The organism is Tardiphaga sp. vice304 (assembly GCF_007018905.1).
Taxonomy (GTDB): Bacteria; Pseudomonadota; Alphaproteobacteria; order Rhizobiales; family Xanthobacteraceae; genus Tardiphaga.
This window is the reverse complement of sequence record NZ_CP041402.1, coordinates 1,735,068-1,761,105: the sequence shown is the minus strand read 5'-3', so window position 1 is coordinate 1,761,105 and position 26,038 is coordinate 1,735,068. Positions and strand designations below refer to the sequence as shown.

26 protein-coding genes and 1 pseudogene are annotated in these 26,038 nt (G+C 61.5%); 9 read left to right on the top strand and 18 right to left on the bottom strand.

The window, feature by feature from the left end:
• Window positions 1–115: 115 nt before the first annotated feature.
• Both FNL56_RS08355 and FNL56_RS08350 read left to right on the top strand, forming a co-directional pair.
• Window positions 116–1,171: a ketopantoate reductase family protein gene (locus tag FNL56_RS08355; protein WP_143572363.1), complete on the top strand. Its 1,056-nt coding sequence runs from the start codon at window positions 116–118 to the stop codon at window positions 1,169–1,171.
• Window positions 1,172–1,272: 101 nt separating this feature from the next.
• The gene (locus FNL56_RS08350; protein WP_143581928.1) at window positions 1,273–1,497 is read left to right on the top strand and encodes a hypothetical protein; all 225 of its coding nucleotides are present in this window, start codon (window positions 1,273–1,275) and stop codon (window positions 1,495–1,497) included.
• Between the two features lie 54 nt (window positions 1,498–1,551).
• On the opposite strand, the gene istB is transcribed toward FNL56_RS08350, so the two are convergent.
• Together istB and istA are read right to left on the bottom strand one after the other, a co-directional pair.
• Window positions 1,552–2,361: an IS21-like element helper ATPase IstB gene (istB, locus tag FNL56_RS08345; RefSeq protein ID WP_143581712.1), complete on the bottom strand. Its 810-nt coding sequence runs from the start codon at window positions 2,359–2,361 to the stop codon at window positions 1,552–1,554.
• The gene (gene istA, locus FNL56_RS08340; RefSeq protein WP_143581927.1) at window positions 2,358–3,866 is read right to left on the bottom strand and encodes an IS21 family transposase; all 1,509 of its coding nucleotides are present in this window, start codon (window positions 3,864–3,866) and stop codon (window positions 2,358–2,360) included. Before istA ends, istB begins: the two co-directional genes overlap by 4 nt.
• 205 nt (window positions 3,867–4,071) lie before the next feature.
• Here istA and FNL56_RS08335 point away from each other — a divergent pair, with 205 nt between their 5' ends.
• Together FNL56_RS08335 and FNL56_RS08330 are read left to right on the top strand one after the other, a co-directional pair.
• Window positions 4,072–4,323, top strand: a complete 252-nt coding sequence (locus tag FNL56_RS08335) for a zinc-binding dehydrogenase (protein WP_143581926.1) — start codon at window positions 4,072–4,074, stop codon at window positions 4,321–4,323.
• A 99-nt stretch (window positions 4,324–4,422) separates the two neighbouring features.
• Window positions 4,423–4,857 (top strand): hypothetical protein, encoded by a 435-nt coding sequence (locus FNL56_RS08330; RefSeq protein WP_143581925.1) that lies wholly within the window; start codon window positions 4,423–4,425, stop codon window positions 4,855–4,857.
• A gap of 123 nt (window positions 4,858–4,980) precedes the next feature.
• Here the strand turns inward: FNL56_RS08330 and FNL56_RS08325 are convergent, their stop codons facing one another.
• Window positions 4,981–5,790, bottom strand: a complete 810-nt coding sequence (locus tag FNL56_RS08325) for an alpha/beta hydrolase (RefSeq protein ID WP_143572360.1) — start codon at window positions 5,788–5,790, stop codon at window positions 4,981–4,983.
• An 81-nt stretch (window positions 5,791–5,871) separates the two neighbouring features.
• On the opposite strand from FNL56_RS08325, the pseudogene FNL56_RS27990 reads away from it, so the two are divergent.
• Both FNL56_RS27990 and FNL56_RS08315 read left to right on the top strand, forming a co-directional pair.
• Window positions 5,872–6,057, top strand: a pseudogene (locus tag FNL56_RS27990) (hypothetical protein); the annotation flags it as partial.
• 58 nt (window positions 6,058–6,115) lie between these two features.
• Window positions 6,116–7,215 (top strand): IS3 family transposase gene (locus tag FNL56_RS08315; RefSeq protein ID WP_441351275.1). Its coding sequence is split into 2 segments (ribosomal slippage): window positions 6,116–6,380 and window positions 6,380–7,215, totalling 1,101 coding nucleotides; the frame shifts between segments, so codons are not numbered across the junction.
• 551 nt (window positions 7,216–7,766) lie between these two features.
• Here the strand turns inward: FNL56_RS08315 and FNL56_RS08310 are convergent.
• From FNL56_RS08310 to FNL56_RS08245, 14 genes are all read right to left on the bottom strand, one after another.
• Complete coding sequence (locus FNL56_RS08310) at window positions 7,767–8,558, bottom strand: c-type cytochrome (protein ID WP_143572359.1); 792 nt, start codon at window positions 8,556–8,558, stop codon at window positions 7,767–7,769.
• A complete protein-coding gene (locus FNL56_RS08305; protein WP_143572358.1) occupies window positions 8,555–10,180 on the bottom strand; it encodes a b(o/a)3-type cytochrome-c oxidase subunit 1 in 1,626 nt (541 codons plus the stop codon). The genes FNL56_RS08310 and FNL56_RS08305 overlap by 4 nt, the downstream gene beginning before the upstream one ends.
• Entirely contained in the window at window positions 10,170–10,727 is a 558-nt protein-coding gene (locus tag FNL56_RS08300; RefSeq protein WP_143572357.1) for a cytochrome C oxidase subunit II, read from the bottom strand. The genes FNL56_RS08305 and FNL56_RS08300 overlap by 11 nt, the downstream gene beginning before the upstream one ends.
• Window positions 10,728–10,756: 29 nt before the next feature.
• On the bottom strand, window positions 10,757–10,936 hold the full coding sequence (locus FNL56_RS08295) for a hypothetical protein (protein ID WP_143572356.1): 180 nt from the start codon (window positions 10,934–10,936) through the stop codon (window positions 10,757–10,759).
• 8 nt (window positions 10,937–10,944) lie between these two features.
• A complete protein-coding gene (locus tag FNL56_RS08290; RefSeq protein WP_246660983.1) occupies window positions 10,945–12,243 on the bottom strand; it encodes a c-type cytochrome in 1,299 nt (432 codons plus the stop codon).
• A gap of 10 nt (window positions 12,244–12,253) precedes the next feature.
• Window positions 12,254–12,946 carry a c-type cytochrome gene (locus FNL56_RS08285; protein WP_441351295.1) on the bottom strand — a complete coding sequence of 231 codons (693 nt, stop codon included), beginning with the start codon at window positions 12,944–12,946 and terminating at the stop codon, window positions 12,254–12,256.
• Between the two features lie 667 nt (window positions 12,947–13,613).
• The gene (locus FNL56_RS08280) at window positions 13,614–13,997 is read right to left on the bottom strand and encodes a c-type cytochrome (RefSeq protein WP_143572355.1); all 384 of its coding nucleotides are present in this window, start codon (window positions 13,995–13,997) and stop codon (window positions 13,614–13,616) included.
• 90 nt (window positions 13,998–14,087) lie between these two features.
• Window positions 14,088–15,083 (bottom strand): FAD:protein FMN transferase, encoded by a 996-nt coding sequence (locus tag FNL56_RS08275; protein WP_143582536.1) that lies wholly within the window; start codon window positions 15,081–15,083, stop codon window positions 14,088–14,090.
• 10 nt (window positions 15,084–15,093) lie between these two features.
• Window positions 15,094–15,639, bottom strand: a complete 546-nt coding sequence (locus tag FNL56_RS08270) for a nitrous oxide reductase accessory protein NosL (RefSeq protein ID WP_143572354.1) — start codon at window positions 15,637–15,639, stop codon at window positions 15,094–15,096.
• Complete coding sequence (locus tag FNL56_RS08265; protein WP_143572353.1) at window positions 15,636–16,463, bottom strand: ABC transporter permease subunit; 828 nt, start codon at window positions 16,461–16,463, stop codon at window positions 15,636–15,638. Before FNL56_RS08265 ends, FNL56_RS08270 begins: the two co-directional genes overlap by 4 nt.
• On the bottom strand, window positions 16,460–17,371 hold the full coding sequence (locus FNL56_RS08260) for an ABC transporter ATP-binding protein (RefSeq protein WP_143572352.1): 912 nt from the start codon (window positions 17,369–17,371) through the stop codon (window positions 16,460–16,462). The genes FNL56_RS08265 and FNL56_RS08260 overlap by 4 nt, the downstream gene beginning before the upstream one ends.
• Entirely contained in the window at window positions 17,368–18,729 is a 1,362-nt protein-coding gene (locus FNL56_RS08255) for a nitrous oxide reductase family maturation protein NosD (protein ID WP_143577689.1), read from the bottom strand. Before FNL56_RS08255 ends, FNL56_RS08260 begins: the two co-directional genes overlap by 4 nt.
• 14 nt (window positions 18,730–18,743) lie before the next feature.
• Window positions 18,744–20,684 (bottom strand): TAT-dependent nitrous-oxide reductase, encoded by a 1,941-nt coding sequence (gene nosZ / locus FNL56_RS08250; RefSeq protein WP_143572350.1) that lies wholly within the window; start codon window positions 20,682–20,684, stop codon window positions 18,744–18,746.
• A complete protein-coding gene (locus tag FNL56_RS08245; RefSeq protein ID WP_441351274.1) occupies window positions 20,681–23,002 on the bottom strand; it encodes a 4Fe-4S binding protein in 2,322 nt (773 codons plus the stop codon). Before FNL56_RS08245 ends, nosZ begins: the two co-directional genes overlap by 4 nt.
• Window positions 23,003–23,137: 135 nt before the next feature.
• Between FNL56_RS08245 and FNL56_RS08240 the strand changes: the two genes are divergently transcribed.
• A complete protein-coding gene (locus tag FNL56_RS08240; protein WP_143572348.1) occupies window positions 23,138–24,013 on the top strand; it encodes a hypothetical protein in 876 nt (291 codons plus the stop codon).
• 177 nt (window positions 24,014–24,190) lie between these two features.
• On the top strand, window positions 24,191–24,397 hold the full coding sequence (locus FNL56_RS08235; RefSeq protein WP_143581924.1) for a DUF1858 domain-containing protein: 207 nt from the start codon (window positions 24,191–24,193) through the stop codon (window positions 24,395–24,397).
• Here FNL56_RS08235 and FNL56_RS08230 read toward each other — a convergent pair.
• Window positions 24,387–25,106, bottom strand: a complete 720-nt coding sequence (locus tag FNL56_RS08230; protein WP_143577688.1) for a Crp/Fnr family transcriptional regulator — start codon at window positions 25,104–25,106, stop codon at window positions 24,387–24,389. The genes FNL56_RS08235 and FNL56_RS08230 overlap by 11 nt on opposite strands.
• Before the next feature lie 34 nt (window positions 25,107–25,140).
• On the opposite strand from FNL56_RS08230, the gene FNL56_RS08225 reads away from it, so the two are divergent.
• The gene (locus FNL56_RS08225) at window positions 25,141–25,611 is read left to right on the top strand and encodes a hypothetical protein (protein WP_143581923.1); all 471 of its coding nucleotides are present in this window, start codon (window positions 25,141–25,143) and stop codon (window positions 25,609–25,611) included.
• Window positions 25,612–26,038 lie beyond the last annotated feature (427 nt).

Below are 26,038 nucleotides of genomic sequence, written 5' to 3'. Positions count from 1 at the left end.
AGCTAAATTGACTGCTGGACTGCGACGCTGCGCTGCAGCATCGGTCCGGGCAAATAAACATATTGGCGCCGAGCCGGTCGGCCCGACGCCAAAGATAGTTTGGGGACGAAATATAATGCCGCGTAATATCCTTATCCTCGGCGCTTCCTATGGCTCGCTGCTGGCCACCAAGCTGCTGATGGCCGGGCACAATGTGACCCTGGTCTGCCGTAGCAAGACCGCCGAACTGATCAACCGCGAAGGTACCGAGGTCCGCATCAAGCTGCGCGACGAGCCGAACCATCGTTCGATCTTCTCGCGCGACCTGCCGGGCAAACTGGATGCGACCTCTCCGGGCGACGTTGATCTCTCCCGCTACGATCTGGTCGGTCTGGCGATGCAAGAGCCGCAATACACCAACCACACCATCCGCGTGTTGATGATCAAGATCGCCGCCGCGGAACTGCCCTGCCTGTCGATCATGAACATGCCGCCGCTGCCCTATCTCAAGCGCATCCCGGGGCTTGCCGACATGGATCTGCAGGAGGCCTACACCAACGCCCAAGTGTGGGACCGCTTCAAGCCCGGCCTGGTCACGCTGTGCTCGCCCGATCCGCAGGCCTTCCGTCCCCCGGAAGAGGCGGCCAACGTGCTGCATGTCGGCCTGCCCACCAACTTCAAGGCCGCGATCTTCGCCGACGAGAAGCACAACCAATTGCTGCGCGAACTGGAGGCCGACATCGACGCCGTCCGGCTGGACGGCCACGATGTCCCGGTGAAGCTCAGGGTGTTCGACTCGCTGTTCGTGCCGCTGGCGAAATGGTCGATGCTGCTGACCGGCAACTACCGCTGCATCACGCCCGAGGAGCCGCAGTCGATCCGCGATGCCGTGCACGGCGACCTCAAGGTCTCGCAATCGATCTACGACCATGTCGACGCGGTGGCGCGGCGGCTCGGCGCCGATCCGCAGGACCAGGTGCCCTTCGCCAAATACGCCAAGGCGGCGGAGAGCCTGCTCAAGCCGTCCTCGGCCGCGCGCGCGGTCGCCAGCGGCGCGCCCTTCATCGAGCGGGTCGACCTCTTGGTGAAGCTGATCTCTCATCAGCTCGGCATGACCAATCCCGACATCGACCGCACCGTGAAGATCGTCGACCAGAAGCTCAACGAGCGGATCGAGGCGAGCAGCCTGTAGCCGCAGCGACCAGGCTTACGCTCGGCCGGCCGGCCTCAGCCGACGGAGCGGCATGCGGCAGTGCGTCAGGCAAAAGCCCCGGGCCGCTGAGTGCCCGGGAGGTGATCAATTATCGCACGGAGGACGTCGCCCGGAAGGTGCGGCAACTGGCGCCGTCCGGTGTCGATTCGATCATCGAAATGGATTTGTCGCGCAACGCCGCCTACTATCCCGACATCCTGAAGCCATATGCGAGCTGCGCTGTAGCGCGTCAATCTGGATGGGAAGCGCGACAATCAGGATGGCAATTTAGCGGTCGCGGCGTGGGGATGATTGTCGCGGCCTGACGATAACGCAAGTGATAATTGCGTGTCGTGGAGTTGATTGTCGTGGAGCGACAATCAGGATGACGCTTTGATTGTCGCGCGCGTTGGCGGCCTTCCGGCTCCGCGGGCTTTGTCGACAGCCTCTTTTCGGCGATAGCTGTCGACATTCATTTCGAGGATCGTGGCGTGGTGGACGAGGCGGTCGATCGCCGCCAGCGTCATGGCTTGGTCCGGGAAGATTTTTCCCCATTCACCGAATGGCTGATTGGCGGTGATGAGCATTGAGCGGCGTTCGTAGCGGGCGCTGATCAGTTCGAACAGAACGCTGGTCTCGGCTTGATCTTTGGTCACATAGGCGAGATCGTCGAGGATCAGCAGATGATATTTGTCGAGCTTGGCTATCGCGGCTTCGAGCGTGAGGTCGCGGCGCGCGATCTGGAGCTTTTGCACGAGATCGGTGGTTCTGGTGAACAACACGCGCCAACCCTTTTCGATCAGGGACATGCCGAGCGCCGCTGCCAGATGCGATTTGCCGCCGCCAGGCGGGCCAAAACACAACAGATTGGCGCCCCTGTCGAGCCACGCGTCACCGGCGGCGAGAGCCTGCACCTGCGCCTTTGAGATCATCGGCACTGCATCGAAGTCGAATGCAGCGAGGGTCTTGCCCGGCGGCAGGCGGGCTTCATCCAGATGACGTTCGAAGCGACGACGGTTTCGCTCCACCATCTCCTGTTCAGCCAGGGCCGCCAGGAAGCGGGCGGCGGGCCAGCCTTCCTTATCGGCGGTTTCCGCCAGGGCGGCCCAGATCAGCTTGATGCCGGGCAGACGCAGTTCGCTGAGCAGCAATTCGACACGGGCGGCGTCGATCTTGACGGTCGCGTTCATGCGGCTTCTCCCACAGCCGCGGCAATCTGGTCGTAGATAGCGAGCGAGGGCAGCGTGACGACGACGACCGGTAGTGCCATGCCCTTCGGTCGGAAGCGTTCGATCAGCGCCTTGAGATCCGGCAGGATGCCGTCGTCGAGCGTGGCTTGCAGCACGGCACCGAGTTCCGCTTCGCAGGCCCGTTCATGTGCGAGCGCCAGAAGCCCGACCATCGCACGGCAGGCTGGTCTTTCGCCAATGCCGGCGAGCAAGGCGTCGAACGCACGAGCGTAAACGCGGCGGGGGAACAACTGGTCTCGATAGACCAGATTGAGCAGCGCCATCGGTTTGCGGCGCAGCGAATGGATGACGTGACGATAGTCGATGACGTGGCCGTGTTTGCCGTTGGGCTGGCTTCGCCCGCGCCGCAGGGTGACGATGTGGGTGGCGCCCTGGAAGCATTCGAGCCGGTCGTCATAGAGACGCACCCGCAGCCGGTGACCGATCAAGCGGGAGGGGACCGAGTAAAACACCTTGCGCAACGTGAAGGCGCTTGATGTCGTTACATCGACGTTGACCTCCTCATAATCGGCGGTCTTGCGGACCGGCAGTTTCTGTAGCGCCGTCCGCTCCTGATCGATGCGCTTGGCATTGCGCGCGTTGCCGCGGCCAACGATCTCGTCGACAAAACCACGCCATGCCGGAAGATCGTCGAAGTCGCGAGAGGCACGCAGCAGCAGGGCATCGGCCAGCGCTCTCTTGAGATGGCCATGCGCACTTTCGATCGAGCCGTTCTCATGCGACACGCCGGGATTGTTGCGGGTCGGCGTCATGCCGTAATGACTGCAGAACGCCTCGTAGCGCGTCGTCAAATCCTCCTTGGCTTCAGCGCCGAGATTGCGGAACGCGGCTGACAGGCTGTCGCTGCGGTGCTGCTCCGGCACCCCGCCCAGCGACCACAGCGCGTTCTGCAAGCCTTCCGCCAGCGCGACAAAACTTTCGCCACCGAGTACGACATGGGCGTGTTCGAAGCCGGAGAAAGGCAGCCGGAAGTGATAGAGCCGGCAGTCCAGCAACTGGCCCGCAATGGTGACGCCGAGATCGGCGACCTCGGTGAAGTCCGACAACCCCATGCGACCCGGCGGATGTTCCTGACGGAAGATCACCTCCCGATCCGGCCCGTTCACCGCCCGCCATGCCCGAATGCGCCGCTCGAGCGTCCGCCGCGTTCCAGAACCCAGCTCCGGATGTCGGCGGCATAGTTCCTCGAACACGGCGATCGGCCGTAAGCCTGGGGCGGCGTTCAGCATCGGGAGGATGTCGTTCTCCCAAAGATCGGCAAATGGATCAGCGCGGCGGCGTTCGCGGGGCGACTTCTTCTGGGTGGGAAGTCGGGGATCCTTTTCGAACCGGTAGGCGGCGGAGGTGCTGAAACCAGCCTTTGCAGCGGCGACGGCTGGCGAATGGTTGCGACGCAAGCTCATGAAAAGCCTCATTTGTTGATCGGTGACATGCCGGCCGGCCAAAGAATTGGTCCTCTCAAAGGAGAAACCCGATCTTTGACCAGCCGCCGTTACCGCCAAATGAGGCCCGTTCGGGCGACACGCCGCTGCTGGGCTGCCTCCGGTCGGGCTACGCCCTCCCTTCGTCAACCCAGCAGCGGCGCATTCTCATCCTGATTGTCGCGGGATTCTCATCCTGATTGTCGCGCTACACTGCGCCGTCTACGGCATGTCAGCTCAGCAGAGTAGGCTTCCCAGCCTCGCGTTGATGAGCCTGAACATTCGTCTCTCGTTTGCGTTCATCTATGAGCTGACCGCAGCAGAGCGGGCCCCTGGTCTCGCCGAGATTGCTCGCCTGCTCACCGATGACAGCCTCATTCATACCGTCGCTCAACAACTACCTCTAGATCGGATCGTCGAAGCGCACGAGATGGTCGAGAACGGCACATTACAAGGGAACCTGGTTCTCAATATCGCCTAGCGTGTCCGCGATTTCATTCGATGCGTCGCGGAACTCGACGCGCAGCATCGTCACTCGTTGAGGCAAGGTCGTTACACATCTTGATGTATTGGAGCAGCTATGTTGGGTTCGGACAGCCTCAAGCTAACCTATGACGCTCGCGAAGGCCGTATCTCGAACGAAGGGGCGCAGCGGTGCGAGGCGCTACTCGTTGAATGGATGGAAGCGCTGAACCGCCACGATGCTTTCGGAATGGACGCGGTCATGCGCTTTCCGCATGTGAGAGCCGCCGCCAATGAGCTGTTCGTTTATGAAGCGCCGGGCAACAATCCCATGGATCTGTTCACCAAGCTGGGGGAGCAGCAAGGCTGGCACCACAGCGCATGGACCGAAATCAAGTTTCTTCAGTCGTCGCCGATCAAAGCGCACTATGCCGTTCAATATACGCGCTACCGCGAGGACGGATCGGTCATCGGGGTCTACGATTCCTTGTATGTCTTCACCGAGGATAACGGTGACTGGAAGCTGCAATTGCGATCTAGCTTCGGGCCTTGAGACGCAATCCAAATGAATTGACACTCTTAAGGTTAAATATGCTGCCGGACACTGATCCGGTTGCGCTTGGGGGACGCAACCGGATTCCTGTGCCTGACAAACCAATCAGGTCGCTGAGGCGCGCTATTTTATCGAAATAAGCAGTTCGTAGACTTTTTCCGGATTCGGAATCTCCACGTCATGGGGAACAGGGAGTTCAATGTACTTCCATCCGGCTTTCGTTCGGGCCCGCTGGCGGCTCGGTTCAATCGAGGCTAACGCCGGACTGGTGTAGGCCACGTAAGTGACCGGGAGGCCCGCACCTGCAGGCTTGGTCAGGCGAACCGCGCTCTCATAAGTACTGATGGGATGGGGACGCAGGCGCCGCATGAACCAGTCCTTGCGGGGGCCATCGGGGATTGGAAATCCTTCCGGTCCGGGCACCGGCAACGCAACGCCGCCGCCTTGTTCGACAGCGGTCTTTCTGCGTGCAGCTTCCGCACCGGCCGGAAGAATGCTGAAAGCATTCTCTCCGTTCTCCGGGATGAGAGCGTCAAGATAGACGATATGCCGAATGCGCTCCGGCATCCTATCCGCAACGCCAGTCACCGCCATGCCCCCGTAAGAGTGACCGACGAGGATGATGTCATTAAGTTCCTCGGTCTCGATCAGGTTGGCGACGTCCTCGATATGCGTGTTGACAGTGATTTGCCGCGAGATCAGATGCGCCCGCTCACCGAGGCCGGTCTGCGTAGGTGTGTAAACCTTATGTCCCTGCTTCCGGAGCCCCTCCGCTACATCCCGCCAAATCCACCCGCCGCCATATGCGCCATGAACCAGGACATAGGTTTTCGCACTTGTGCCGCTGTCAGATTGCGCCGCCGCAGGTTCGACAAGCGATGCTGCAGAAAGCGCTGCTGCGGCACCTAAAAGAACATCTCGTCTCATGATCATATAAGTCTCATCCTCGTTTCGACGATTATCACTCGCCTTGCAGTGCCTTGGATCGCGCTCTGAGCATGCACCAAACGCCCGAGCGAATATAACATATCTCGTTACCACACCTCTGAGAAGGGCCTGGGCTACCTGACGCCTGCGGCCTATGCCGCTAACCTCACCGCAACGTGCGATCGGCTCCGCAACTCCGACCAGCTCCGCCGACCGCACGTTGCTCACCCCGCGCCCAACGGCGTAACATCTGACGTGCCCCCACCAAATTAGGCCAGTTTGACCTGGAATTTTCCATTTATGATCCCCTGACGGGGACGAGGAGAGTTCCATGAAGGCATCGAAGTTTTCAGAAGCGCAGATCGTATTCGTTTTGAAGCAGGCGGAAGATGGCTCGGCAGTCGCGGAGGTCTGCCGCAAGGCCGGGATCAGCGAGGCTACTTTTTACAACTGGCGGAAGAAGTATGCAGGCCTGATGCCCTCGGAGATGAAGCGCTTGCGTCAGCTGGAGGAAGAGAATGGCAAGCTGAAGCGGATCGTAGCTGACCTGTCGCTGGACAAGGCCATGCTGCAGGATGTGCTCTCAAAAAAACTCTGAGGCCTGACCGCAAGCGCGAGCTTGTCGACAGGGTGTGCGGCGACTGGAAGGTCTCGATCAGGCGGGCCTGTTCGACGCTCCGGATCGATCGCGCACTTTACGGCTACAAGTCGAAGCGTGGCGACCAGGCCGCTCTCAAACACCGGATCAGGGAGATCTGCGAGACGCGGGTGAGATACGGCTATCGCCGGGTCCATGTCCTACTGCTGCGTGAGGGCTGGGACGTCAACGTCAAGCGTGTCTACCGTCTTTATAGGGAGTTGAGCCTGCAATTGCGCAACAAAACGCCGAAGCGTCGCGTGAAGGCCAAGCTGCGTGAGGATCGAACAGATGCTGTCCAGGTCAACGAGACCTGGGCAATGGACTTCGTGCACGACCAGCTCGCCACGGGCCGCAAGATCCGCGTGCTGACGATCGTCGATACCTTTAGCCGCTTCTCGCCAGCCGTCGATCCGCGTTTCAGTTATCGTGGCGAGGATGTCGTGGTCACCCTAGAGCGCATCTGCAAGACCGTTGGCTATCCGAAAACCATCCGTGTCGACCAGGGATCAGAGTTCATCTCTCGCGATCTCGATATCTGGGCTTATCAGAAGGGCGTCGTGCTGGACTTCTCGCGGCCAGGCAAGCCGACGGACAACAGCTTCATCGAATCCTTCAACGGCAAGTTCAGAAGCGAATGCCTGAACACGCACTGGTTACTGAGCCTTGACGACGCACGGCAGAAAATGGAGGATTGGCGTAGAGACTACAACGAAGTCCGGCCACATAGCGCGATCGGTAACAAGGCGCCGATATCGCTGTTGAATGGCTCATCGGCGCCCCCGCCGGCATGAGCCTAACCCCGGAAAATTCCAGCTCCGGCTGGCCTAGTTTTGGGGAGCACTTCAACATCCGCCGAGACTCTAATCGCGACTGGATGAAAGTTCGGGGGCAGGCCAGAACGAACCAAGGAAGGAAAACAGCCTTCCAAGGCGTCACAGGTGCGCATGTGTGGCAATTCGGTGAGCCCGGTGCTGGCTCAGGCCTTGGTCAAGGCAAGTCTGTCCGAAAGTGCTCTGTTCGAACAACCAGCGAACGATGATTTGGAAACAAGCGAGGCCGCATAGCAAAAGGCCCCGGGGAGACCGGGGCCTTAAACTGGTGGGGCGGCATCTTTCAGCTCGGTAACTTGCAATCCACTAGTGCCGGCCGTCTGCAGCTTTCAGCAATGCCGAACGTAGCCGATCCGTCGGCTCACCCGTGCATTCAGCTGGAAGTTCTTCGTTTTCGGCAAGACGGACCTTCATAAGAATAAACTTATCATGGCACCGTAGCTGTGTGAGAAATCGCACCAGCAAAAGCTAACTTTCTTGCTTATGTACTTTTCATAGTGCGGTACGTCGCATCAGGGGCGAGAGGCGTAATGTTCCGCTGCCATATCGATCTCTTCAGACGTCATCTGCCGAGCCACGTTGCGCATCTGCTCGCTAATGTCGTTGCGCCGTGCCCCGCTGGCAAAAGCTTGCAGCTGCGCCTTGATGTAGACCGCCGACTGGCCGCCGAGCCATGGCGCACCGGCCTTGGTGTCGATCCCCCCGTGGCACGAGCCGCACGGCGCGATGTTACGCATCGGCGCGCCATTGATGACGATCACGGGCGCTGGCAGCGGCGGTCCGGGATGGCTCAGCGGCACGCGCGGCAGGAAGGCGTAATAGGCTGCGAGGTCGAGCATGTCCTGCTGCGACATGTTGATCGCGAACGGGGTCATCGTGGCGTTGACGCGGGCGCCCGTCTTGAAGTCGTTCAGCTCCTTGAAAGTCACCGCGGCGAATTGCCCGGCAAGGTTCGGCGAATTGGCGTCGCTGACGCCCTGCGGCCCGTGACAGATCGCACAGCGCTGCGCCAGCGTGGCGCCGCGGCCGATCGAAATCGCATCCTGCCTGGTCAGCATCTCCGACGTCATTACCACCTTCGACGTCGTGAAATCGGGCTGGACGGCCACGCTGGCCGGTGCCGCGCGCGGCACACCGGCGGCGCTGCAGATCGCGTCCCAGATGCCGCCGAGTTTCAGGTCCGGCTGCAGCAGCGGCAAACCGACAAGACCGAGCAAGGCCGCGCCCACGGCCACCGAAACCACAAAACCGACGCTGGCGGCGAACCATGGATTGCGCCAGGAATACAACTGCTGGTCGCTCATTTCCCGGCTCCCATATAGACCACCGGCACCGATGTCTGCTTTAGCACCGCCAATTGGGCGATCGGATAGCCGTAGTTCACCAGCGTGAGCCCGACCATCAAGGCTATCCAAAGCCCGAAACTGTTCAGGGCGATTGGCAGCCGCACTGGCTGGTGCACTGCGACGGCGAATCGATAGGGCTCCTGCGTGAGCTTCGGCACGATCTGGCCGCGGATCAGCACGATAAAGAACAGCACGGTCGAGATTACCAGGATCAGCCCGCCGACCACCGACATCGTTACCGAGAAGGCCTGCGGCGACACCGCCGGATTGGCGTAGTCATAAAACGCCATACGGCGCGGCATGCCGAGAATGCCGACATAGTGCCAGGGGAAGGTGGTCACGATCATGCCGATGAACCACAGCCACAGCTGTGTCCGCATGATCCTGAAGCTTTGCAGCGGGCGGCCCGTGAGCTGCGGCCAGGTGTCATAAGCAATCGCCATGTACATGATGACGATGGCGCCACCGAAGATCAGGTGGAAATGGCCGGTGACCCACTGCGTATTATGGATCGAGCTGTCTAGCTGATAGCTCATGTTGACAAGGCCGCCGGCGCCACCGAAGCCCAGCATCACCAGCGACAGCGCCGTCGCCAGCATGATCGGATTGCTCCACGGCAGCGCCGAGACCCAGCCGAACGCGCCGCGGCCGCCGCGCATCCGGCTGGCGATTTCGGCTGAGGCGCAGATCGTGAACACTGTCAGGAGCGTCGGCAGCGCCACCAGTCCGGTGAACACCGACTGCATGAACTTGAAGCCGGCGCCGACCTGCGGATCAGTGAACAGATGGTGGACACCGATCGGCATCGAGACGACAAGGAACAGGATGAAGGAAATCCGCGCCATCGGGTCGCTGTAGATCCGCCCGCCGATCGCCCGCGGAAAGATAGTGTAATAGGCAATGTAAGTCGGCATCAGCCAGAAATACACGATGGCGTGCAGCGTCCACGAAAATAGCACCCGCGACAGGCCGGCATCGATCGTGGTGGTGAGGCCGAGCGCCGCGGGCAAGATCTGCAGCAGGATTTCCAGCGCCGCGCCGACCGCGGTCCAGCCCCACAGATAGGCACCGGCCGTATTGGCGAACATCGCCAGCGGAATTGGCTTGCCCGGATTGGCGCGCTTCCAAGCGTACAGGTTGATCGAGGTCAGCGCGACCCAGATCCATGAGCCCACCACAACCAGCACGACGCCGATGTAATAGAACGGATTGCCGATCAGCGGCGGGTAGAAGGTGTAGAGTACCGACGCCAGGCCCATCGATACCGGCACCAGCGCCACCACGGCGCCAATTGCAACCAGCAGGAACGACGCCCAGGCCCAACGCCGACCGATCATCGGCCGCTCCAGCGCTGTCTCCGTGATAAAGTAGCCGAAGCCCATCGCGATCAGCGTCGGGAATACATAGCCCATCGCGGAGCCATGCGCGGTCACCGAGCGATAATACAGCTCGGGATTGAAGTGCCAGATATTGAGCGGGCTGCGCACGAACATCTGCCAGGCGCCGAGCAGGATCGCCAGGCCGAACACCGTGAAGGCGAGCCAGAAATGCGCGAGTATGAGCCGCCGGTTAGTCAACACAGGTCAGTCTCCCGCGCGTCGATTTCAGATTCAAGAAAGCCGCCTTGTCGATCACCTTGACCCTGCCCCACATGCCTTGGTGGCCGATGCCGCAAAATTCCTGGCACGGCATCACATGCTCTTTCGGCTCCTTGAAGCTGGCCTTGAATTCGGAAATATAGCCCGGCACCAGCATCGAATTGATATTGGTGCCTTCGATCAGCAGACCGTGCACGACGTCGGCACTGGTCGTACGGAACGTGATCGGCGTGTTCGCAGGCACCAAAATGCATTGCGGCGTGAAGGAGAACTGCTGGCCGATGGCGCGCACCATCACCGAGCCGTCGGCCTCGACTGCGGTGCCGAGATTGCTTTCGATGAATTCGCCGGTCAGGTGCAGCGTCTTCGGATCGGCGGTCTCGACGCGGCCCTGCGGCATCGAGGCGTGCTGGATGCCGGTCACCGCGGCGATCCCGACCAGCACCACCACGATGGCCATCGACACCATCGCCCAGCGCCGCTCGATACGCGCGGCGACGTCGTGGGAGGCTTCGCTGTTCTCGGTCATGATCGGGCCATGCGGTGTTTATGCTGGTTTCATGGAACATATACGCGGGGCAGATAGACCAGCAGATAGAACGCGAACCACAATCCGACGACGATCGCCGTTGCGACACCGGCCACGGCGATTGCGCCTTGCGGGCCGGCGCGGACGATGACATGCACGGACTCGTCTTGCTTGGATCTGTCGGAGGATGGCAACGGTGAATTGATCATGGGATGTCTCAGTTCAGCGTCGCGGAACGAAGTTCGTTGGCCTGGCGTGCCGACACCGGTGCGCCGCGGTTGCCCCAAGAGGTGCGGATGTAGGTCACAACCGCCGCGATCTCGTCATCGGACAACACATGCGCGAAGGGCGGCATGCCATACGGCATCGGATTGCCCTTGGTGGCGGGCGGGAAGCCGCCGTTGAGCACCATGCGGATCGCATTCACCGACGACGACATCTGGATCGACTGGTTGCCGGCGAGTAGCGGATAATGTGGCGGCTTGCCGGCTCCTTCGGTGCCGTGGCAGCTGGCGCATTGCCTGTCGTAAATCGGCTTTCCCAAGCTGACGAGCAGGCTGGTCTCGGCAGTTGGCAATGGCGGCGATGGCCGGTCCGGCGAACTGCCTTGTGCCAGGCCCTTGAGATAGATCGCCATCGCGCGAACGTCGTCGTCGCTGAGATATTGAAGACTGTTATAGACAACATCGGCCATCGGGCCGTAGACCGCGCCGCGATGCGAAATGCCGTCGCGCAACAGCTCCGTGATGTCCTTGATGCCCCAGTCGCCGAGGCCGGCTTCCTTGTTCGACGTCAGCGACGGCGCGTACCAGTTCTGCATCGGGATCAGCCCGCCCTCGAAGGCCTGCGAGTCCGAGCTGCCGCCCAAAGCGTTGATCGCCGTGTGGCACATGCCGCAATGGCCGAGTCCCTCGACGAGATAGGCGCCCCGGTTCCATTCCGCGGACTTGGTCGGATCCGGCTTGTATTCGCCTTCGTTGAAGTACAGCGTGCGCCAGCCGATGATCAGCGAACGGTTGTTGTAGGGAAACCGTAGGTCGTGAGGGCGGTTGGCCTGCTTCACGGCCGGCACCGACATCAGGAACGCGAAAATCGCGTCGCTGTCGTCGCGCGTGACCTTGGTATAGGAGGCGAATGGCATTGCCGGATACAGCAGGCTACCGTCAATCGAGCGCCCGGTGTGCATCATAGTGTAGAACTGGTCGGCGGTCCATTTGCCTATTCCGGTTGTCGGATCGGGCGTGATATTTGACGTGAAGATGGTGCCGAACGGCGTCTTCATGGCGCGGCTTCCGGCGAAGGTTTGGCCCTCCGGCGCCGTGTGGCAGGCGATGCAATCACCGGCGCGCGCCAAGTATTCGCCGCGCGCGATGACTGAATCCGTCGGCACCTTGGCCGGCTGCGGGGCAGGCGCGGCCGACGGCGGTGTCACCGGCTGTTGCGCCGGCACAGCTGCGACCGACAGGCCGCTGATCAGCGCGGCGCCCAGGATCATTCCGGAAATGCGGGTGATCATCACGACGCCCTCAATTCGGTTCGCTGCCGCACGCCAGCGGCATCGGGATCGGCAGGCTGCCGCGCGGCGCCGGCGTGGTGTCGGCGGGAGCCTTGCGCGACGATAGCCACGCTGCCAGCGCCTTGACGTCGTCCTCGGTCAAATAGCCCGCCACGAGTTGCATGCAGTCCGGCAACGCCGCGGTACGGGTGCCGTAGCGCCACGCGCCGAGTTGCGCGCTGATATAGGAATGGCGCAGGCCCAGCAGCCCGGGTATCGCCGGCTCCATCCCGGTGAAGGACGGACCGTGACAGCCCGCGCAAGCCGGAATGTTGCGTTGCGGGTCGCCCTTCGTCGCCAGCAGCTCTCCCCTTGCGAGCAGATCGTTGCTGACAGTTGGAGTCGCCGGCGCCGGCAATGGCGGCCGCTGCTCGGCGAAATACTCCGCCATCTTCTGCAGATAGGCATCGTTCTGAAATTCGAGGAGGAAGTTCATCGGCGGATAGCGGCGCCGGCCCTCGCGAAACGCGATCAACTGATTGTAGAGATAGCCCGCCGGCTTGCCCGCCAGACGGGGGAAGTAATCGTCATTGGTTCCCTCGCCCTGCGCGCCGTGACAGGACGCGCATGCCTGCATCCGCGCTGCCATCGTGTCAGGCGGCGCCTCAGCAGCAAGAACCGAGCCTCCATCCAGTAGGCAGACTATCAGTAAGATTGCTCGCAATAGTTGCCCGCGAGGCGAAGCCCCTAGGTACCGCGGCTTAACGCCGGAAAAAACGTCGAGGTCGGCAACGAAAAGCCCGCTAGAAGGGCTCGCGAGCAAGCTCGATGCCTTCTGCTTCTTCGATCCGCGCTCCAGAAGAATTATCGACACGGATACACTCTCTGTCGGGGACGACCGGATCTTAAGCCGCTGGAGGAGCCGAGATCTCACCAGCAATGGCACTGTACACGCTATGTACGATAGAAGACAGAACTATAATAAAATTCTGGACGCTATTGAGATTACCGGAGAGTCGTCGCGCGACGAAGGCTGACCGTGATGAATAGTTCCATCCTGCGGCTTCATCACCGACATGGCAGCGACAAGGACTCGAAGCGTGCGCCGTTTCGGATCTTTGCAGGCCGTCGGGCGACGAGGATGCAGAGATTGACCTGCCATCATCGATTCATGACCGGCAAGTGCCGGCATCGCACCGGAAACCGATTTTATATCGGCGGACGGCAGGAGCAAGCAGACGGCCCTCTATTCGAAGCGGCGTTCGGCATTCACCGTCCGGTTCAGCCTGCGGCTTGCTAAAATGACGTCTTCTTTAGATGCTCGTCAGGACTGATCACTGTCGAAACCCAAATGGGTGTATCAGCCTTTGGTCAGCTGAACGTAGCTGCTTCTATTTTTTCTTCCCCTCGGCATCGAATTGCTTCAGGAACGCGACGAGATCGTTGGTCTTCTGCTCATCCTTGAGGCCGACGTAGATCATCTTGGTGCCCGGGACCTTGGCTTTCGGGTCCTTGATGTATTCACGGAAGGTGGCCTCGTCCCAGGTAATTCCGGAATCCTTGTTGGCGGCCGAATAGGAATAGCCCGCGACGGTGCCCGACTTGCGGCCGATGAGGCCGTTCAACTGCGGACCGACGGCGTTCTTCGCGGTTTCGCCGATCTGATGGCACATCTTGCAGACGCCAAACACCTTTTCGCCAGCGGCGGCGTCCTGGGCCTGAACTTGGCTTGAACCGGCGATCGCCAGCATGGCTGCGAAAATGAACTTGCGCATTTTGTTCTCCTGGTTGGGTTCGCCCATGCGGGTCGAGCGCTTTGCCTGTTGCACCAAATGATGCGACCCGTCCGGGGGGCCTGCTCGAACTTACGCGCCGTCGATAATTGTGGCTCCGCTCGCATCGACCAGCCTGACCTGCACGGCCGGTCGACGGGATATTATGTGGCGAATGCGAGCCAGCGGCATTGTGCTGAACGCAGTCGAAAGCGCGTCGGCTTCCGTCGCCGTCGGTGCGATCACGCTGACGGTCCGATAGAGCGCCGGACTGCGACCCGTCGCAGGATCGAACAGATGCGTGAACCGTCCGGGCCCGTCGAAATGAAATCCGGCGCCGGCAGTGGTGGCGACGGCGCGATCGACCAGATCGATGGTCTCGGTGAGCAGGCCGGGTCGATCCGGATCGGATATGCCCACACGCCACGGGGTCGCGTCGGGCCGGCCGCCGATCGCGCGGATCTCTCCCATGTCGACCAGTGTCGTCGATAGCCCGGCCTCGCGCAGGCTGTCGACGACACGGTCGGTGGCGTACCCTTGGGCAATGCCGTTCAGGGTCACAGCCGCGCCGCGCTTGACCAGCGCAATGCGATCGGGACCGACCAGCAGGCCGCGGTGCCCAACCTTTGCCAGCGCGTCGGCAAGCTTGCCCGTGGATGGGCCGGCTGGATCGGGCAGGTCGGCGGCAAAATGATCGGCGTAAAGCCGCCACAACGGCTGCACCGTCGGATCGAAGGCACCATCGGTCATTTCGGCAAAGGACAGAGACGTCTTGAGAAGCGCGACCATGTGGGCGTCCGGCGACACAAGCACGCCGGTGCGATTGAGGCTGCAGATCGCCGAGTCGGCGCGGTACAGGCTGAACTGCGCTTCCAGCCGCCGTACGGTCAGTATGCAATGCTGCACCAGCCGCTCTGCTTCGACGCGGTCCGGATGGTAAATTTCGATAGACACCTGCGCGCCGAGCGCAGAGCCCTGCCAGCGGATCGCCTCATGGGCCTGCGCGGGACGCCCCGTCAGCACCGTGGAGCAGGCCGCCATCGCCGTGATGGCAATCATGCGCCGGCGCGAGATATCCCGATTCAGCATGGATTGCTCCTCAATTTGTCTTCGTGTCGGAATGATCGCGCTCGCTTTGGTCGCCCACGTTGTCACTGCCCAGCACATAGGTCGGCGGAATCTCCGCAAACGTCACGACGCGCCCGCCATTCGTGGCGACGAAGCCATCGGCGGCGGCGCGATTGCCGAACGGGATAGCTTCCGCCGCGCCCATGCCGCCCTGCCGGCGACTCTCGATCACGTAGAAGGCCTTGCGCGCATCGATCCAGTTGGTGGCGCCGGGATCTTCCCAGTTCGGCGCTTTCGCCATATCCGAGACGTAGATCGCACGGATGTCGCGCGGCTGGTCCGGCATCAGGGTGAAGGCCACGGTATCCCGCACCGAGGTGAACCAGAACGGATCGATCCGACTGCCGGTGATGATCTGCCCCTTAGGGCCGGGATGTTCCAGCAGGTTCATGCCGCAGAACACGCCCATCGCGTCACTGTTCAACGCCACTGGCGGCGGCACGGTTGTGCCGGCGTCCTGATTGCACCCAGCCAGCACCACGGCTGCAATGAAGGCGCACACGATCCGCGAGATCATAATTCCCTCCGTGCAAAGAACAGCGTGGCCAGTCCAAGCGGTGCCACGATCCACAACGTCAAGCCCGCCAGGAGCGCACCCAGTCCCGTCGTTGCCGTGCCGGCCAGCCCGGCCATGCCGGAGAACTGACTGACGTTGAAGCCTGTAAGGTTGCTCAGGCGATAGAGATCGGTGGGATTGAGGAACAGCAGCCACTCCAGCACCTGCGCCGAGACGATCCGCCCCTGGTCGACGACGAGGATCCCGAGCAGCGCCATGTCGAACACCAGCACCATCAATAACCAGACGCCGACCGACAGACCGGCCGCGGTGCCACGGTCGCGCGCCATGCTGCTGATCAGATAGCCGATCGCCACGAACACGGCGCCGAGCATGACCGAGGTCCCCAGCATCGCGGCAAAGGCGTACCAGCTCGCCGCCAGCACCGACGCGCCGGTAATTGCGAGCGCCACTGCGGCCGCGCCGTAGCCGATGACGGTTGCGAAAGTGAGGATCAGCACATGACCGCAGAACTTTCCGAGAATGACCTGGTAGCGGCCGACTGGATAACTGAGCAGCAGGATCATGGTGCCGCGCTCCATTTCGCCGACCACCGCGTCGTGCGAGATCAGCAGCGCGATCAGTGGCAGCAGGAAAATGGTGAGGCTGGAGAGGCTGACGACGACTACGTCGAGGCGGCCGGCGCCGACATTGCCGGTCGGTGCGCTGCCGAGGAAGGTCAGCGACAGCGACAGCGCGCCGAGCAGCAAGGTGGTCGCGAGGACCCAGCGGTTGCGCAGGCCCTCCTGGATTTCCTTACGGGCGACGATGAGGATCGTTCTCACGCGGCGTTCTCCTGCGACCGGAGGAAGTGCGCATAGAGATCGTCGAGCGTCGGCGAAGCGATATCGATGTTAGTGACCCTCTGGTCGCCCGAGGCGGCCCGCAGCAGCGCCATCTTTTGTGCCTCGTCGCGGGCCAGCAGCACGCAGCCCCGCTCGACGGCCACGGAGTCGTTAGGGATCCACGACGGCCGCGTACCGTCAGCATCAGCCTGAAAATCGAGCGTCAGGCGGATCGGCAATTGCGAGATCGAGCGCAGTTCGGCCAGCGTGCCCTGCGCCACCAGGACGCCGCGGTTCATGATCAGGACATGTTCGGCGCGGTCTTCCAGCTCGTTGAGCGCATGCGACGAGATCAGCACCATGGCGCCGTCATCGCGCAGCTCTTGCAGGATCTCATAAAACGTCAGCCGCAGCGCCGGATCGAGTCCGGTAGTAGGCTCGTCCAACAACAGCACGCGCGGCCGGCCGAGCAGTGCCTGCGCCAGGCCAAGTCGCTGCCGCATGCCCTTGGAATAGGTACCGACCCGGCGGTCGGCCGCGTGGCCGAGACCCACCCGCTCGAGCAGTGGCCACCCAGACGCCGGTTCGATCCGCTTAAGCCGCGCATAGAACGCCAGCGTCTCACGGCCGGTCAGCGCCGCGTTGAACGCGACATTCTCTGGCAGATAACCTAGCTGCCGGCGTGCGGAGAATTCTCCCGCTGCCGGGTCCTGTCCGAGCACGCGGATCTCGCCGTGATCGGGATGGATCAGGCCGAGCAGCAGCTTGATCAGCGTCGTCTTGCCGGCGCCATTATGGCCGACCAGTGCGCACAGCCGCCCGGGGCTGAGCGTGAACGACACGTCGCGCAGGGCTTTCACCGCACCATAGCTTTTCGTCACGCCGCTGACGGAGACGGTCGAGTTCATTTCAGACTCCGGCTGGAAATCGGCTTCGGTGGCGGAGCAATCAGCGGACGGCTATCGATGACGCCGCCGGGATACAGCGCCGGGAACTGCGCCTGCGCCCAGCGCAGCACCTGTACGGCGGGACTGTTGATCAGCACCTTTGCCTGTGGTGCCGTCCACAATACGCGGTCGACCACATCGTTAGGTCGATAGGCGGTGTCGGCGATACCGTCGCCATTGAGGTCGAACGCCGGATTGTCGCTCCAGTAGTTGCCGCGGCCGCCCTTCGACCAGTCGAGGTCGCGGGTGCCGACATACTTCACCTGATTGCGGTTGCCGATGAAGGCATTGCCGGTAATTTCGTTGCCTTCCGAGCCGGCCGTGAAATGCACGCCGATCTCGCAGCGCTCAAACCAGTTGTTGCGAAACCTGTTCTTGTTGGCGTTGTAGATGAAGACGCATTTCTCCGGCCCGTTGCGCTGACCTTCCCGCGATTTTTCAACAGACGGCATGCCGGGCTCGGCGTCCGCGCTGTCGTCGCGCGTGGCCTCGATGTTGTCGATCCGTCCCCCTGTCACCCGGTTGCCGTCGATATCCGCATAGTTGGCGCTGTTCAACAGCATGCCATGGTCGCGGTCGCGATCGGAGACGTTGTCGCGGATCACCAGCCGGTTGGAGAACATGATGGCGTAGCCGACGTGATTGCCGATCGAGACGTTGCCGCTGACTTCGCTGTCGCTGGTGTACATGTAATGCACAGCAAACCGCACATGCTCGAAGCGGTTATTGATGAAACGGTCCTTGCGGCTCGAAATCGTGAAGATGCCGTCGCGTCCGTAGCGGAAGGTGTTTTCGCCGATGGTGACATCGGGTGCGTTCCACAGCGAGACGCCGTTTCCGGCTTCGCTGACGCGACCGTCACGCAGGCCTTCGATGGTGTTACGCAAGACGCGCGAGCCCTTGGCGCCATGTACATAAATGCCGAACAGGTTGCCTTCCAGCCGGTTGTCCTCGACCAGCGCCCGCTCCGCGGTCTTTTCGAGGAACACGCCGGAATCCATGGTTTGAAGGTTGCGGCCCGATCCCCTGATGGTGACACCACGGATGGTGACGTCCGGTGCGGTCACGGTGATGACGTTGCCGGACCCCGTGCCGGTGAGCACGACCCCGGGCCGTCCCGCCAGTACCAGCCGGCGTTCGATCCGGATGGCGCTCTTGTATTCCCCGACGCCGAGTTCGACGACGTCGCCGTCCTGCGCCCCGTCCAGCACGGCCTGAAGCGGCTGGTCCGGAACAGCTTTCAGCGTCTCCGCGCTGGCGGAGATCGACACTCCGGCGGCGAGGATCGCCGCCGGAACAAGGCGCAGGAGGAGGTTCACGTGTCGTTCCTGCCTCAGACCGTCTTCGGCTCGACGAACATGCGGCCTTTCATCTCCATGTGCATGGCATGGCAGAACCACGAACAATAGTACCAGTAGACGCCGGCACGATCCGCCGAGAACGTTACCGACGCCGTGGCCATGGGAGCGACTTCCATGTTGATACCGTAGTTCACGATGGAGAATCCGTGGGTCAGATCTTCCACCGAATCGATGTTGGTGACGTAGACGGTGACCTGGTCGCCCTGCTTGACCTGGAACTGCTCAAGACCGAACGCAGGTGCGGTAGACGTCATGTAGACGCGCACCTTGTTGCCGTCGCGAATGACCTTGGAGTCATCCTCGAGCTTGATGCCGTCTGCCTTGGCCTGCTTGACCGCATCGGCAAACATCGGGTCGGCGCGGTCCCAGATCGACACCGGATTGATCTTGGAGCGATGGACGATGGTGGCATCATGCGGTTCGGCGAAGCTCGGGCCGTCGTGGATCAGCACCATCTTGTCGCCGGAGATGTCGATCAGCTGGTCATTCTCGGGCTTCAGCGGGCCGACATTGAGGAACCGATCCTTGGAGAACTTGTTCAGCGAGATCAGCCATTTGCCGTCGGCCTCCTTGGTCTGGCCCATCGAGGTGTGGTTGTGGCCGGGCTGATAGTGGACATCGAGCTTCTGCAGTATCGGATCGACCTTCTCGCCCTTGAAGGCCCGCCTGGCGAGATCGATGTTCCACTTCACGATCTGGCTGTCGAGGAACAGCGTCGTGTAGGCATTGCCCTTGCCATCATAGGCGGTGTGCAACGGACCGAGACCGAGTTCGGGTTCGGCGACCACGACGTCGCGCGGCTTGATCTTGTCGTCAAACAGATCGTCGAACTTGCGCACGTCCATCACCGTCACCGTCGGCGACAACTTGCCGGCAGCGACGATATGGATGCCGTCGGGCGCGGTGTTCATGCCGTGCGGGCTGTTGGAAACTGGAACATAGCGCGTGTACTTCGAGCCCTTGCGGCCGTCGATGACCGGCACGCCCTTCATCTCCTTGAAGTCACCGTTCTTGACGGCCTCCTCAATGCGCTTGATATTGAAAATGACCACCCAGTCCTGCTCGTTGGCGGTCATCTCGGCAAGGGTGACGCCCTCTTCCGAATTGTAGCAGGTCGCGAAGGCATATTTGCCCTGGTAATCGGCATCGACGTTGTCAAGATTTCCGTCGACCATCACCTGCCAGGCGACCTTCATGGTGTCGCCGTCGATCGCGCTGAAAATCGCTCGATACTGTTTCTTGTCGTCGAGAATCTTGCCGTCGTTGGGCAACGGCACGCCGTCCTCGCCATTGGCAAAGACGTAGCCGGTGCGCGGAAATTTCTGCACGCGCAGGCCGTGCACGGTGTGCTGGTTTGGCAGTTCGATGATCTTGTCGCACTTCATGACGTCGAGCCGCACGCGCGCGACGCGGGTGTTGGCCTTGTCGTTCATGAACACGTAACGGCCGTCATAGGTACCGTCGGTGAAGGACAGATGCGGATGATGCAGGTCGCCGTTCATGTAGGTGCCGCCGCGGGTCTTCAGGAATTCGCGGGTCTCCGGCAGCAGGCCTTCGGTGAGGACCTTCAGGCTCTCATTGGTCTGGCCCCAGCCGGTGGCGCTGCAGCGGTTGAACACCGGCACGCGCATCAATTCGCGCATCGACGGCAAGCCAACGATACGCATCTCTCCGGACTGGCCGCTCGAGAAAAATGTGTAGTATTCGTCGAGTTCGCCTGGAAGCACTTCCGCCTTGTGCACGGCGGGACGCGCAGCGGTCGACTTCGGTGCGCCGGCCTTGGTCTGCGCATCGGCCGTCGTGGCCGACAGCCCAACGCCGCTCACCAGGCCGACGCCCGCGGCGACAGCCGCTGTTCCGAGCAGGGTTCGGCGGCTGACGCCGCTCCCGTTGTTGTTGCTGTTTTCGCTCATAATAAGCCTCCTGGGCTTTCGGTTGCTGATGGTGCGGCAGTGGCGGTAGACGATCCGATTGGGCGTCCTCCGGCGGTGATGACGGTGGCAGGCCCCTTGCCGGATCGCATCGACGGCGACGACAGGGCTTCGCGCTTCTCGCGCTTCAGCCGCACCTGGATCACGTGCGGGCAGCGGTGATCGTCGAAATACAATTCCTGGCAATGCATGCAGTAGATGCACTCATTGACGTTGATGTGCCCCTCGGGATGGATCGCCTGCACCGGGCACTCCTTGGCGCAGCGCTGGCAGGGCGTACCGCATTCCGGATAGCGGCGCAGCCATTCGAACATCCGGATACGGCCGGGAATGGCGAGCGCGGCGCCGAGCGGGCACATATAGCGGCAGAAAAAGCGCTCGACGAACAGCCCGGCCGACAGCAACGTCAGGGCATAAATGACGTAGGGCCATTCGCGCGCGAATTTCAGCACGATGGCCGTCTTGAACGGCTCCACCTCTGCAAGCTGTTCGGCAAAGCCAGTCGAGTATAGCGACATGCCGAACAGGCCGAGGAAGATGATATACTTGATCGGCCATAACCGCTCGTGCAGGCCCCATGGCACGCGGTATTGCGGAATCTTGATCGCCTGGGCGAAGACGTTGAGCAGTTCCTGCAATGCCCCGAACGGGCACAGCCAGCCGCAGAAGGGGCCCCTGCCCCAGAATAGCAGTCCTGCTGCGATCGCTCCCCACAGCAGGAAAATCAGCGGCGCCGACAGGAAATACTCCCAACTGAAGCCGGTTAGCAGCGAATTGGCGAAGGTCAGGACATTGACGACCGAGAGCTGGGCATTAGCGTACCAGCCCATCCAGACCAGGATGAAGACGAGATAGCTTCGGCGCACCCACACAAACAGTCGGGGCCGCGCGACCAGCGCATTCTGGAAGAAAAAGATCACCGTCAACGCACCGAGCGCGAAGATCGTCGTTGCGATCTTGACCGTGTTGCCGCGCCAGATTTTCATCCAAAGCGGCTCGTCCTCGGCCGTAGCAGGCGCGCGCGCAGCGCCTGCCGCTGCGACAGACGGCGGAGCCGAACTCGCAGATGGCGCAGGCGGGGCGAACGGCGCCACCGGTTCCCGCTTCAGATAGATGTCGGGAAGCGCGTAGCCGAGATCGAAGGTCAGCCAAGCCTTCTCCCGGGTGCTGATGACGCGCTGGACCAGCAATTGAAGAGCCCATGGCTCTGTCGGGTCGAGCGTGAACTCAGACGGCACCACGAACAGGCCAATCTCGGGGAACGCAGGAGCCCCGTCGGCTTCCAGACTTCCCAGCCGCGTGTGGTCACGGTCGCGAAACCGGATGCTGTTGGTGTCCTGGATCAGTTCGATGCGGTCGAAGATGCCGCCGCGCACATAGGCGGCACCCTTGAAGGAGTATCGCCCCTGACCTGCCACGACCAAGGCTTGCTGGCCCGGCTTCAACCGTCCGGACAGGCGGGCGAAGCCGTCGTTGCCCAGCAGGCTCCGGCCGATCGTCGGAACGGCAACATCAGCGACATAGAGATCGACGAAGACGTCGGCGGGGTCGCCCTCCTCTGGTCGCGCTGCCGCGGCGGCATTGCCCGCCTTCTCAAACGCGGCGTTGACATCGGCAACCGACATGACCAGGTGGCGGATAGAGCCGTCGCCGAGCAGACTCTCCCAGTCCCGAATATCGCCCTTTGCCGCGTCGATCGATTTCACCGCCTGCGGTGCAGCCGCGACTGGCGCGCCGCCAGGCGTGCCAAGCCGCCCGCTCTTGATCAGTTTGGTAGCCGAGCGAACGATGCTGTCGCCCATCACCAGCACGGTGACTGTCGCGCCGCTGACGATATCGACCTGCGGTGCCGGCGCTGCGCCGCGCACCACGCCGGCGATATCGGCGCCGATCAACTTGTTGACGGCCTCCATGATCCGTTTCTCGGGAATTCCCAGGAGAACGATGGGCTCTTTGTGATCGACCAGCTTGAGGCCGGTGATGACGCCCTTGGGGTCGATGCCGACCAATAACTGGATCGGCTTGCCTGAATAGCCGGTGGCGTTCGCGAAATCGGAATTCAGATAGACGAAGCCGAGGAGTTGCTCATCCTTATAGGCCGGCATGATCGCCTGATCGCCCTGCAGCGACCCGACACGATTGGCACCGGGAACGAGCTCACTGGGCACGGCCTTGCCCACGAAATCACTCAAGCGACCCGCGGCATACGCCTCAGCCGAAAACGCTCCGGCCAAAATAGCCAGAACGAATCCCAATAGTGCAGGAATGATGAAAAATTGTCGCAACGGTTCCGCTTCCAATTGTCAGCAGAACGCCGTTGTTCTGGATCGCGATATATGCGTCTAAGTCGATCTTATACTGATCGAAATCGGAGCCACTTTGCGCTAGAACAAACTTACTGTTCGATCGCCAACTTGTAGCCAGGGGTATCAACGATGCGCACGGAATTGCTGTTGACTAACGAACCGCGCGCCCCGGTCGAGACGACGGCGGAACTCTATGCAATTGCATTTGATCAAGCGGAAACGGCAGCGCGCCGATATGGAAGATATTCCGAAACTGATTGCGAGGAGTCTTTCGGACCCGTCCGATCTGTATTCGAAAAGATTCAACACAACGCGCTCCAACGCGCGCAGGCCGTCAGCCTAACCTGCGTCGCCGAGTTAAGCAAGCTACCGGACTTAACGCAACTGAACTGGGCGCCGACCGATCTTGTTCCCGCCGAAGAATTGCTTGAACTCGCAAGCTCATCTCTCACGACTCCCTACCTGGTATGGGCGCTTGCCGTTCGCCATCGCGAGCGCGGCTTCGTGTTCTGGACCTATGTCGCGGCACTCGCCGAAAACAGCGCTGTGCGCGCCGCCGGCGAGGATATGGCGCGCGAGGCGCTACATGATGCCAACGAACTGCGTCGCGAGCGCCGTCTCGCCTGGCGCAGCGAACGTCATGTTCACGGAGAGCAATCGCCGGACGGCAGCAGCGACATCCCGCTGGCAGCGCTGCTCGAAAGTCTGCTTCAGAAAGACATTATCGAATGGGCACGAGCCCTTCCGCTGGTCGTTCGCCGCCATCTGCTTGCCGCGACAGGAAATGACGTTGACGCGCCCATGCCCAGCAACGTCCAGGCCTCAGGCACGATTGAAGCGAGGCGTCGTGCTATTCGCCGTGCGGAACAGCTGTCGTCGATCTATCTCGACGAGGCCGATCATGCCGGCGACCAAGACCAGCTTGAGCTCACACAGAAGCTCGCTGCTCGGGCGATCACCAGGCTCGCCGATTTGCGAACAATCGCTGCGACCTTAGCCGAATAAGGCGGTACACCGGTATCGCATCTGCTTGTCGATCGTCGAGCATCCAGCGCGAATCAGTCACGCGCTCCTACCGCAGAGCAAACTGCGAAGACGCCGGCTTATCGTCGAACTGCTTGCTCCCGAACAAAGAGCGCCGCCGCCTCGAGGCGCATGGATGCATCCGGAACGGAGGCACGAATGCCCATTGGCTTTGGCACTATCGTCGGCGAGATGATGAGGGCCAGACCTGAGACTATCCGTGTGTTCCTGGATTTCAGGATGGAATGCATCGGTTGTCCTATTTCCGCGTTTCATTCGGTGGACGACGCATGCATGGAGCATGGCGTCGATCGCGACGCGTTCCTGACCGCGTTGCGCGCTGCGAGGGAAACCATCACCGCTTGAACGAGGGTGCTTCGTCCGGCTTTTCCTCTGCCAACATGAATAGCTTGTGCGGTTCGCGGACGACGATCTTCTGGCGGCTGCTCTCCACTAGGCCCTTGCTTTCCCAAGCACTCAGGGTGCGGCTTACCGTGTGAAGGGTGGTCCCGGTCATCTGCGCGATATCCTGTCGGCTGATCGGGAAGTCGATTTCAACGCCGTGGTCGACCTTGCGTCCGGATTGATTGACTAGCCGCAACAGCGCGTGCGCGATGCGCTTCTCAACTTGTTCGGTCGACATCTCGACGACGCGAGTATGGGTCTCCTGGAGACGCGCGCCGACGGTCTGCAAGGTATTGGCGGCGAGCGCCGGGAACTGCTCGACCAGCCGTGGCCAGATTTCTGACGACCAGGCGAGCACTACGCTGTCGACGACTGCGATCGCCGTCGCGGGATACCGTTGCAGGCCGATGGCCTTGGCAACCCCGAAAGTTTCTCCCGTCGCGACATAGCGCACCACGATCTGTTCACCCGCCGGTGTAGTCTTGCTGGCGCGGACGTGTCCGTGCAGCAGCACGAAGAAAGAGTGCGCTTCGTCGCCATGCTCGAACACCGCTGTGTTCTTTGCGATCCGCACAGAACGGGCCTCGCTCAGGATCGCGTCGAGGTCGGCAGTTGACAGGCCTGCGAACAGAGGCAGGTCGGCTACCAGCGAACTGTCGATTTTGGCCATCAGGATATCCTCGGTTCCAGAACCTAGACCGCCAATGGCTGCATCGATCAAGCCTGAACTTGCGCTGGCGCAACGAGGGTCATTCGAGAGCGAGCTAGACCCGTTGATAGCGCTTTGCAAAAAAGGCCTCAGCGTTAACAAACGCAAGCCCGTTGATCTTTTTCTCGTACTTTATTTTTGGTTTGTTTTCGAAGCTCTTCCTCGTGGAGTCCCGTCTACGATCCCGTCTAACGACAGTAAAACAAAACAGGGCGCACCTACGAAATCGCCGGTATTTCAGCTTGCTCGCTTAACTATGCAGCCTCTGCTTCTTCTGGCGGAGCAGCCTGCAAGGCGGAGTCGGTTGAAAGCAGTTCAGCTCGATCGAGCATTGTTAAGAATCGAGGGCTATCGGAAAATGACAGACGATCAGATTATCGATCGGTTGAGACAGGCGAAGGAAATGCAGGAAGCACCGGACCTGGAGCACTTCGCTCGCGAAATTGAGGACGGTCATTACCGATGAGGCACCCGAAGCGTGAGCCGGCGTCGACTTGGGGTCGACTTGCTTAGCAAGATGCGTGCTCGTCGATTGCTAAGCCCTTGTTATTATTGGCTGGGGCGGGAGGGTACGCAGCCTGATCGGCGCCATCTGTACGCCACTGAAATCACTCAAGAATCCGGAGCAACACTCGCCTCGTGTAGCACCTTAGTGCGTCATGCTGCAAGAGCGGTAGAACATGCGCAGGCGCTCAACGATGGCACGACGTACACCGGCTTGGGACAGTCGACCTCCGCGCCACTATGCCGCTCAGGTCACGGGCAGGCGCCGAAGCGGGAAGCCGGCCGGCGGCGGCAGCTTGCCCGATGCATTGAGATCTTTCGAAAACGCCGTCGAGGCGGGCCACTGGCCGCCCTCGGGCGACGTCACGACGGTCTCCACGTCGGAGGAC

Coding starts and splice junctions, on each gene's coding strand:
- FNL56_RS08355 (WP_143572363.1), top strand. CDS start 116: ATGCCGCGTAATATCCTTATCCTCGGCGCTTCCTATGGCTCGCTGCTG.
- istB (WP_143581712.1), bottom strand. CDS start 2,361: ATGAACGCGACCGTCAAGATCGACGCCGCCCGTGTCGAATTGCTGCTC.
- FNL56_RS08330 (WP_143581925.1), top strand. CDS start 4,423: ATGTTGGGTTCGGACAGCCTCAAGCTAACCTATGACGCTCGCGAAGGC.
- FNL56_RS08270 (WP_143572354.1), bottom strand. CDS start 15,639: ATGATCTCGCGGATCGTGTGCGCCTTCATTGCAGCCGTGGTGCTGGCT.
- FNL56_RS08260 (WP_143572352.1), bottom strand. CDS start 17,371: ATGAACTCGACCGTCTCCGTCAGCGGCGTGACGAAAAGCTATGGTGCG.
- nosZ (WP_143572350.1), bottom strand. CDS start 20,684: ATGAGCGAAAACAGCAACAACAACGGGAGCGGCGTCAGCCGCCGAACC.
- FNL56_RS08300 (WP_143572357.1), bottom strand. CDS start 10,727: ATGACCGAGAACAGCGAAGCCTCCCACGACGTCGCCGCGCGTATCGAG.
- FNL56_RS08275 (WP_143582536.1), bottom strand. CDS start 15,083: ATGCTGAATCGGGATATCTCGCGCCGGCGCATGATTGCCATCACGGCG.
- FNL56_RS08290 (WP_246660983.1), bottom strand. CDS start 12,243: ATGATCACCCGCATTTCCGGAATGATCCTGGGCGCCGCGCTGATCAGC.
- FNL56_RS08230 (WP_143577688.1), bottom strand. CDS start 25,106: ATGGCCAAAATCGACAGTTCGCTGGTAGCCGACCTGCCTCTGTTCGCA.
- FNL56_RS08240 (WP_143572348.1), top strand. CDS start 23,138: ATGCGCACGGAATTGCTGTTGACTAACGAACCGCGCGCCCCGGTCGAG.
- FNL56_RS08325 (WP_143572360.1), bottom strand. CDS start 5,790: ATGATCATGAGACGAGATGTTCTTTTAGGTGCCGCAGCAGCGCTTTCT.
- FNL56_RS08280 (WP_143572355.1), bottom strand. CDS start 13,997: ATGCGCAAGTTCATTTTCGCAGCCATGCTGGCGATCGCCGGTTCAAGC.
- FNL56_RS08295 (WP_143572356.1), bottom strand. CDS start 10,936: ATGATCAATTCACCGTTGCCATCCTCCGACAGATCCAAGCAAGACGAG.
- FNL56_RS08225 (WP_143581923.1), top strand. CDS start 25,141: ATGGCTGCATCGATCAAGCCTGAACTTGCGCTGGCGCAACGAGGGTCA.
- FNL56_RS08335 (WP_143581926.1), top strand. CDS start 4,072: ATGTCAGCTCAGCAGAGTAGGCTTCCCAGCCTCGCGTTGATGAGCCTG.
- FNL56_RS08310 (WP_143572359.1), bottom strand. CDS start 8,558: ATGAGCGACCAGCAGTTGTATTCCTGGCGCAATCCATGGTTCGCCGCC.
- FNL56_RS08235 (WP_143581924.1), top strand. CDS start 24,191: ATGCCCATTGGCTTTGGCACTATCGTCGGCGAGATGATGAGGGCCAGA.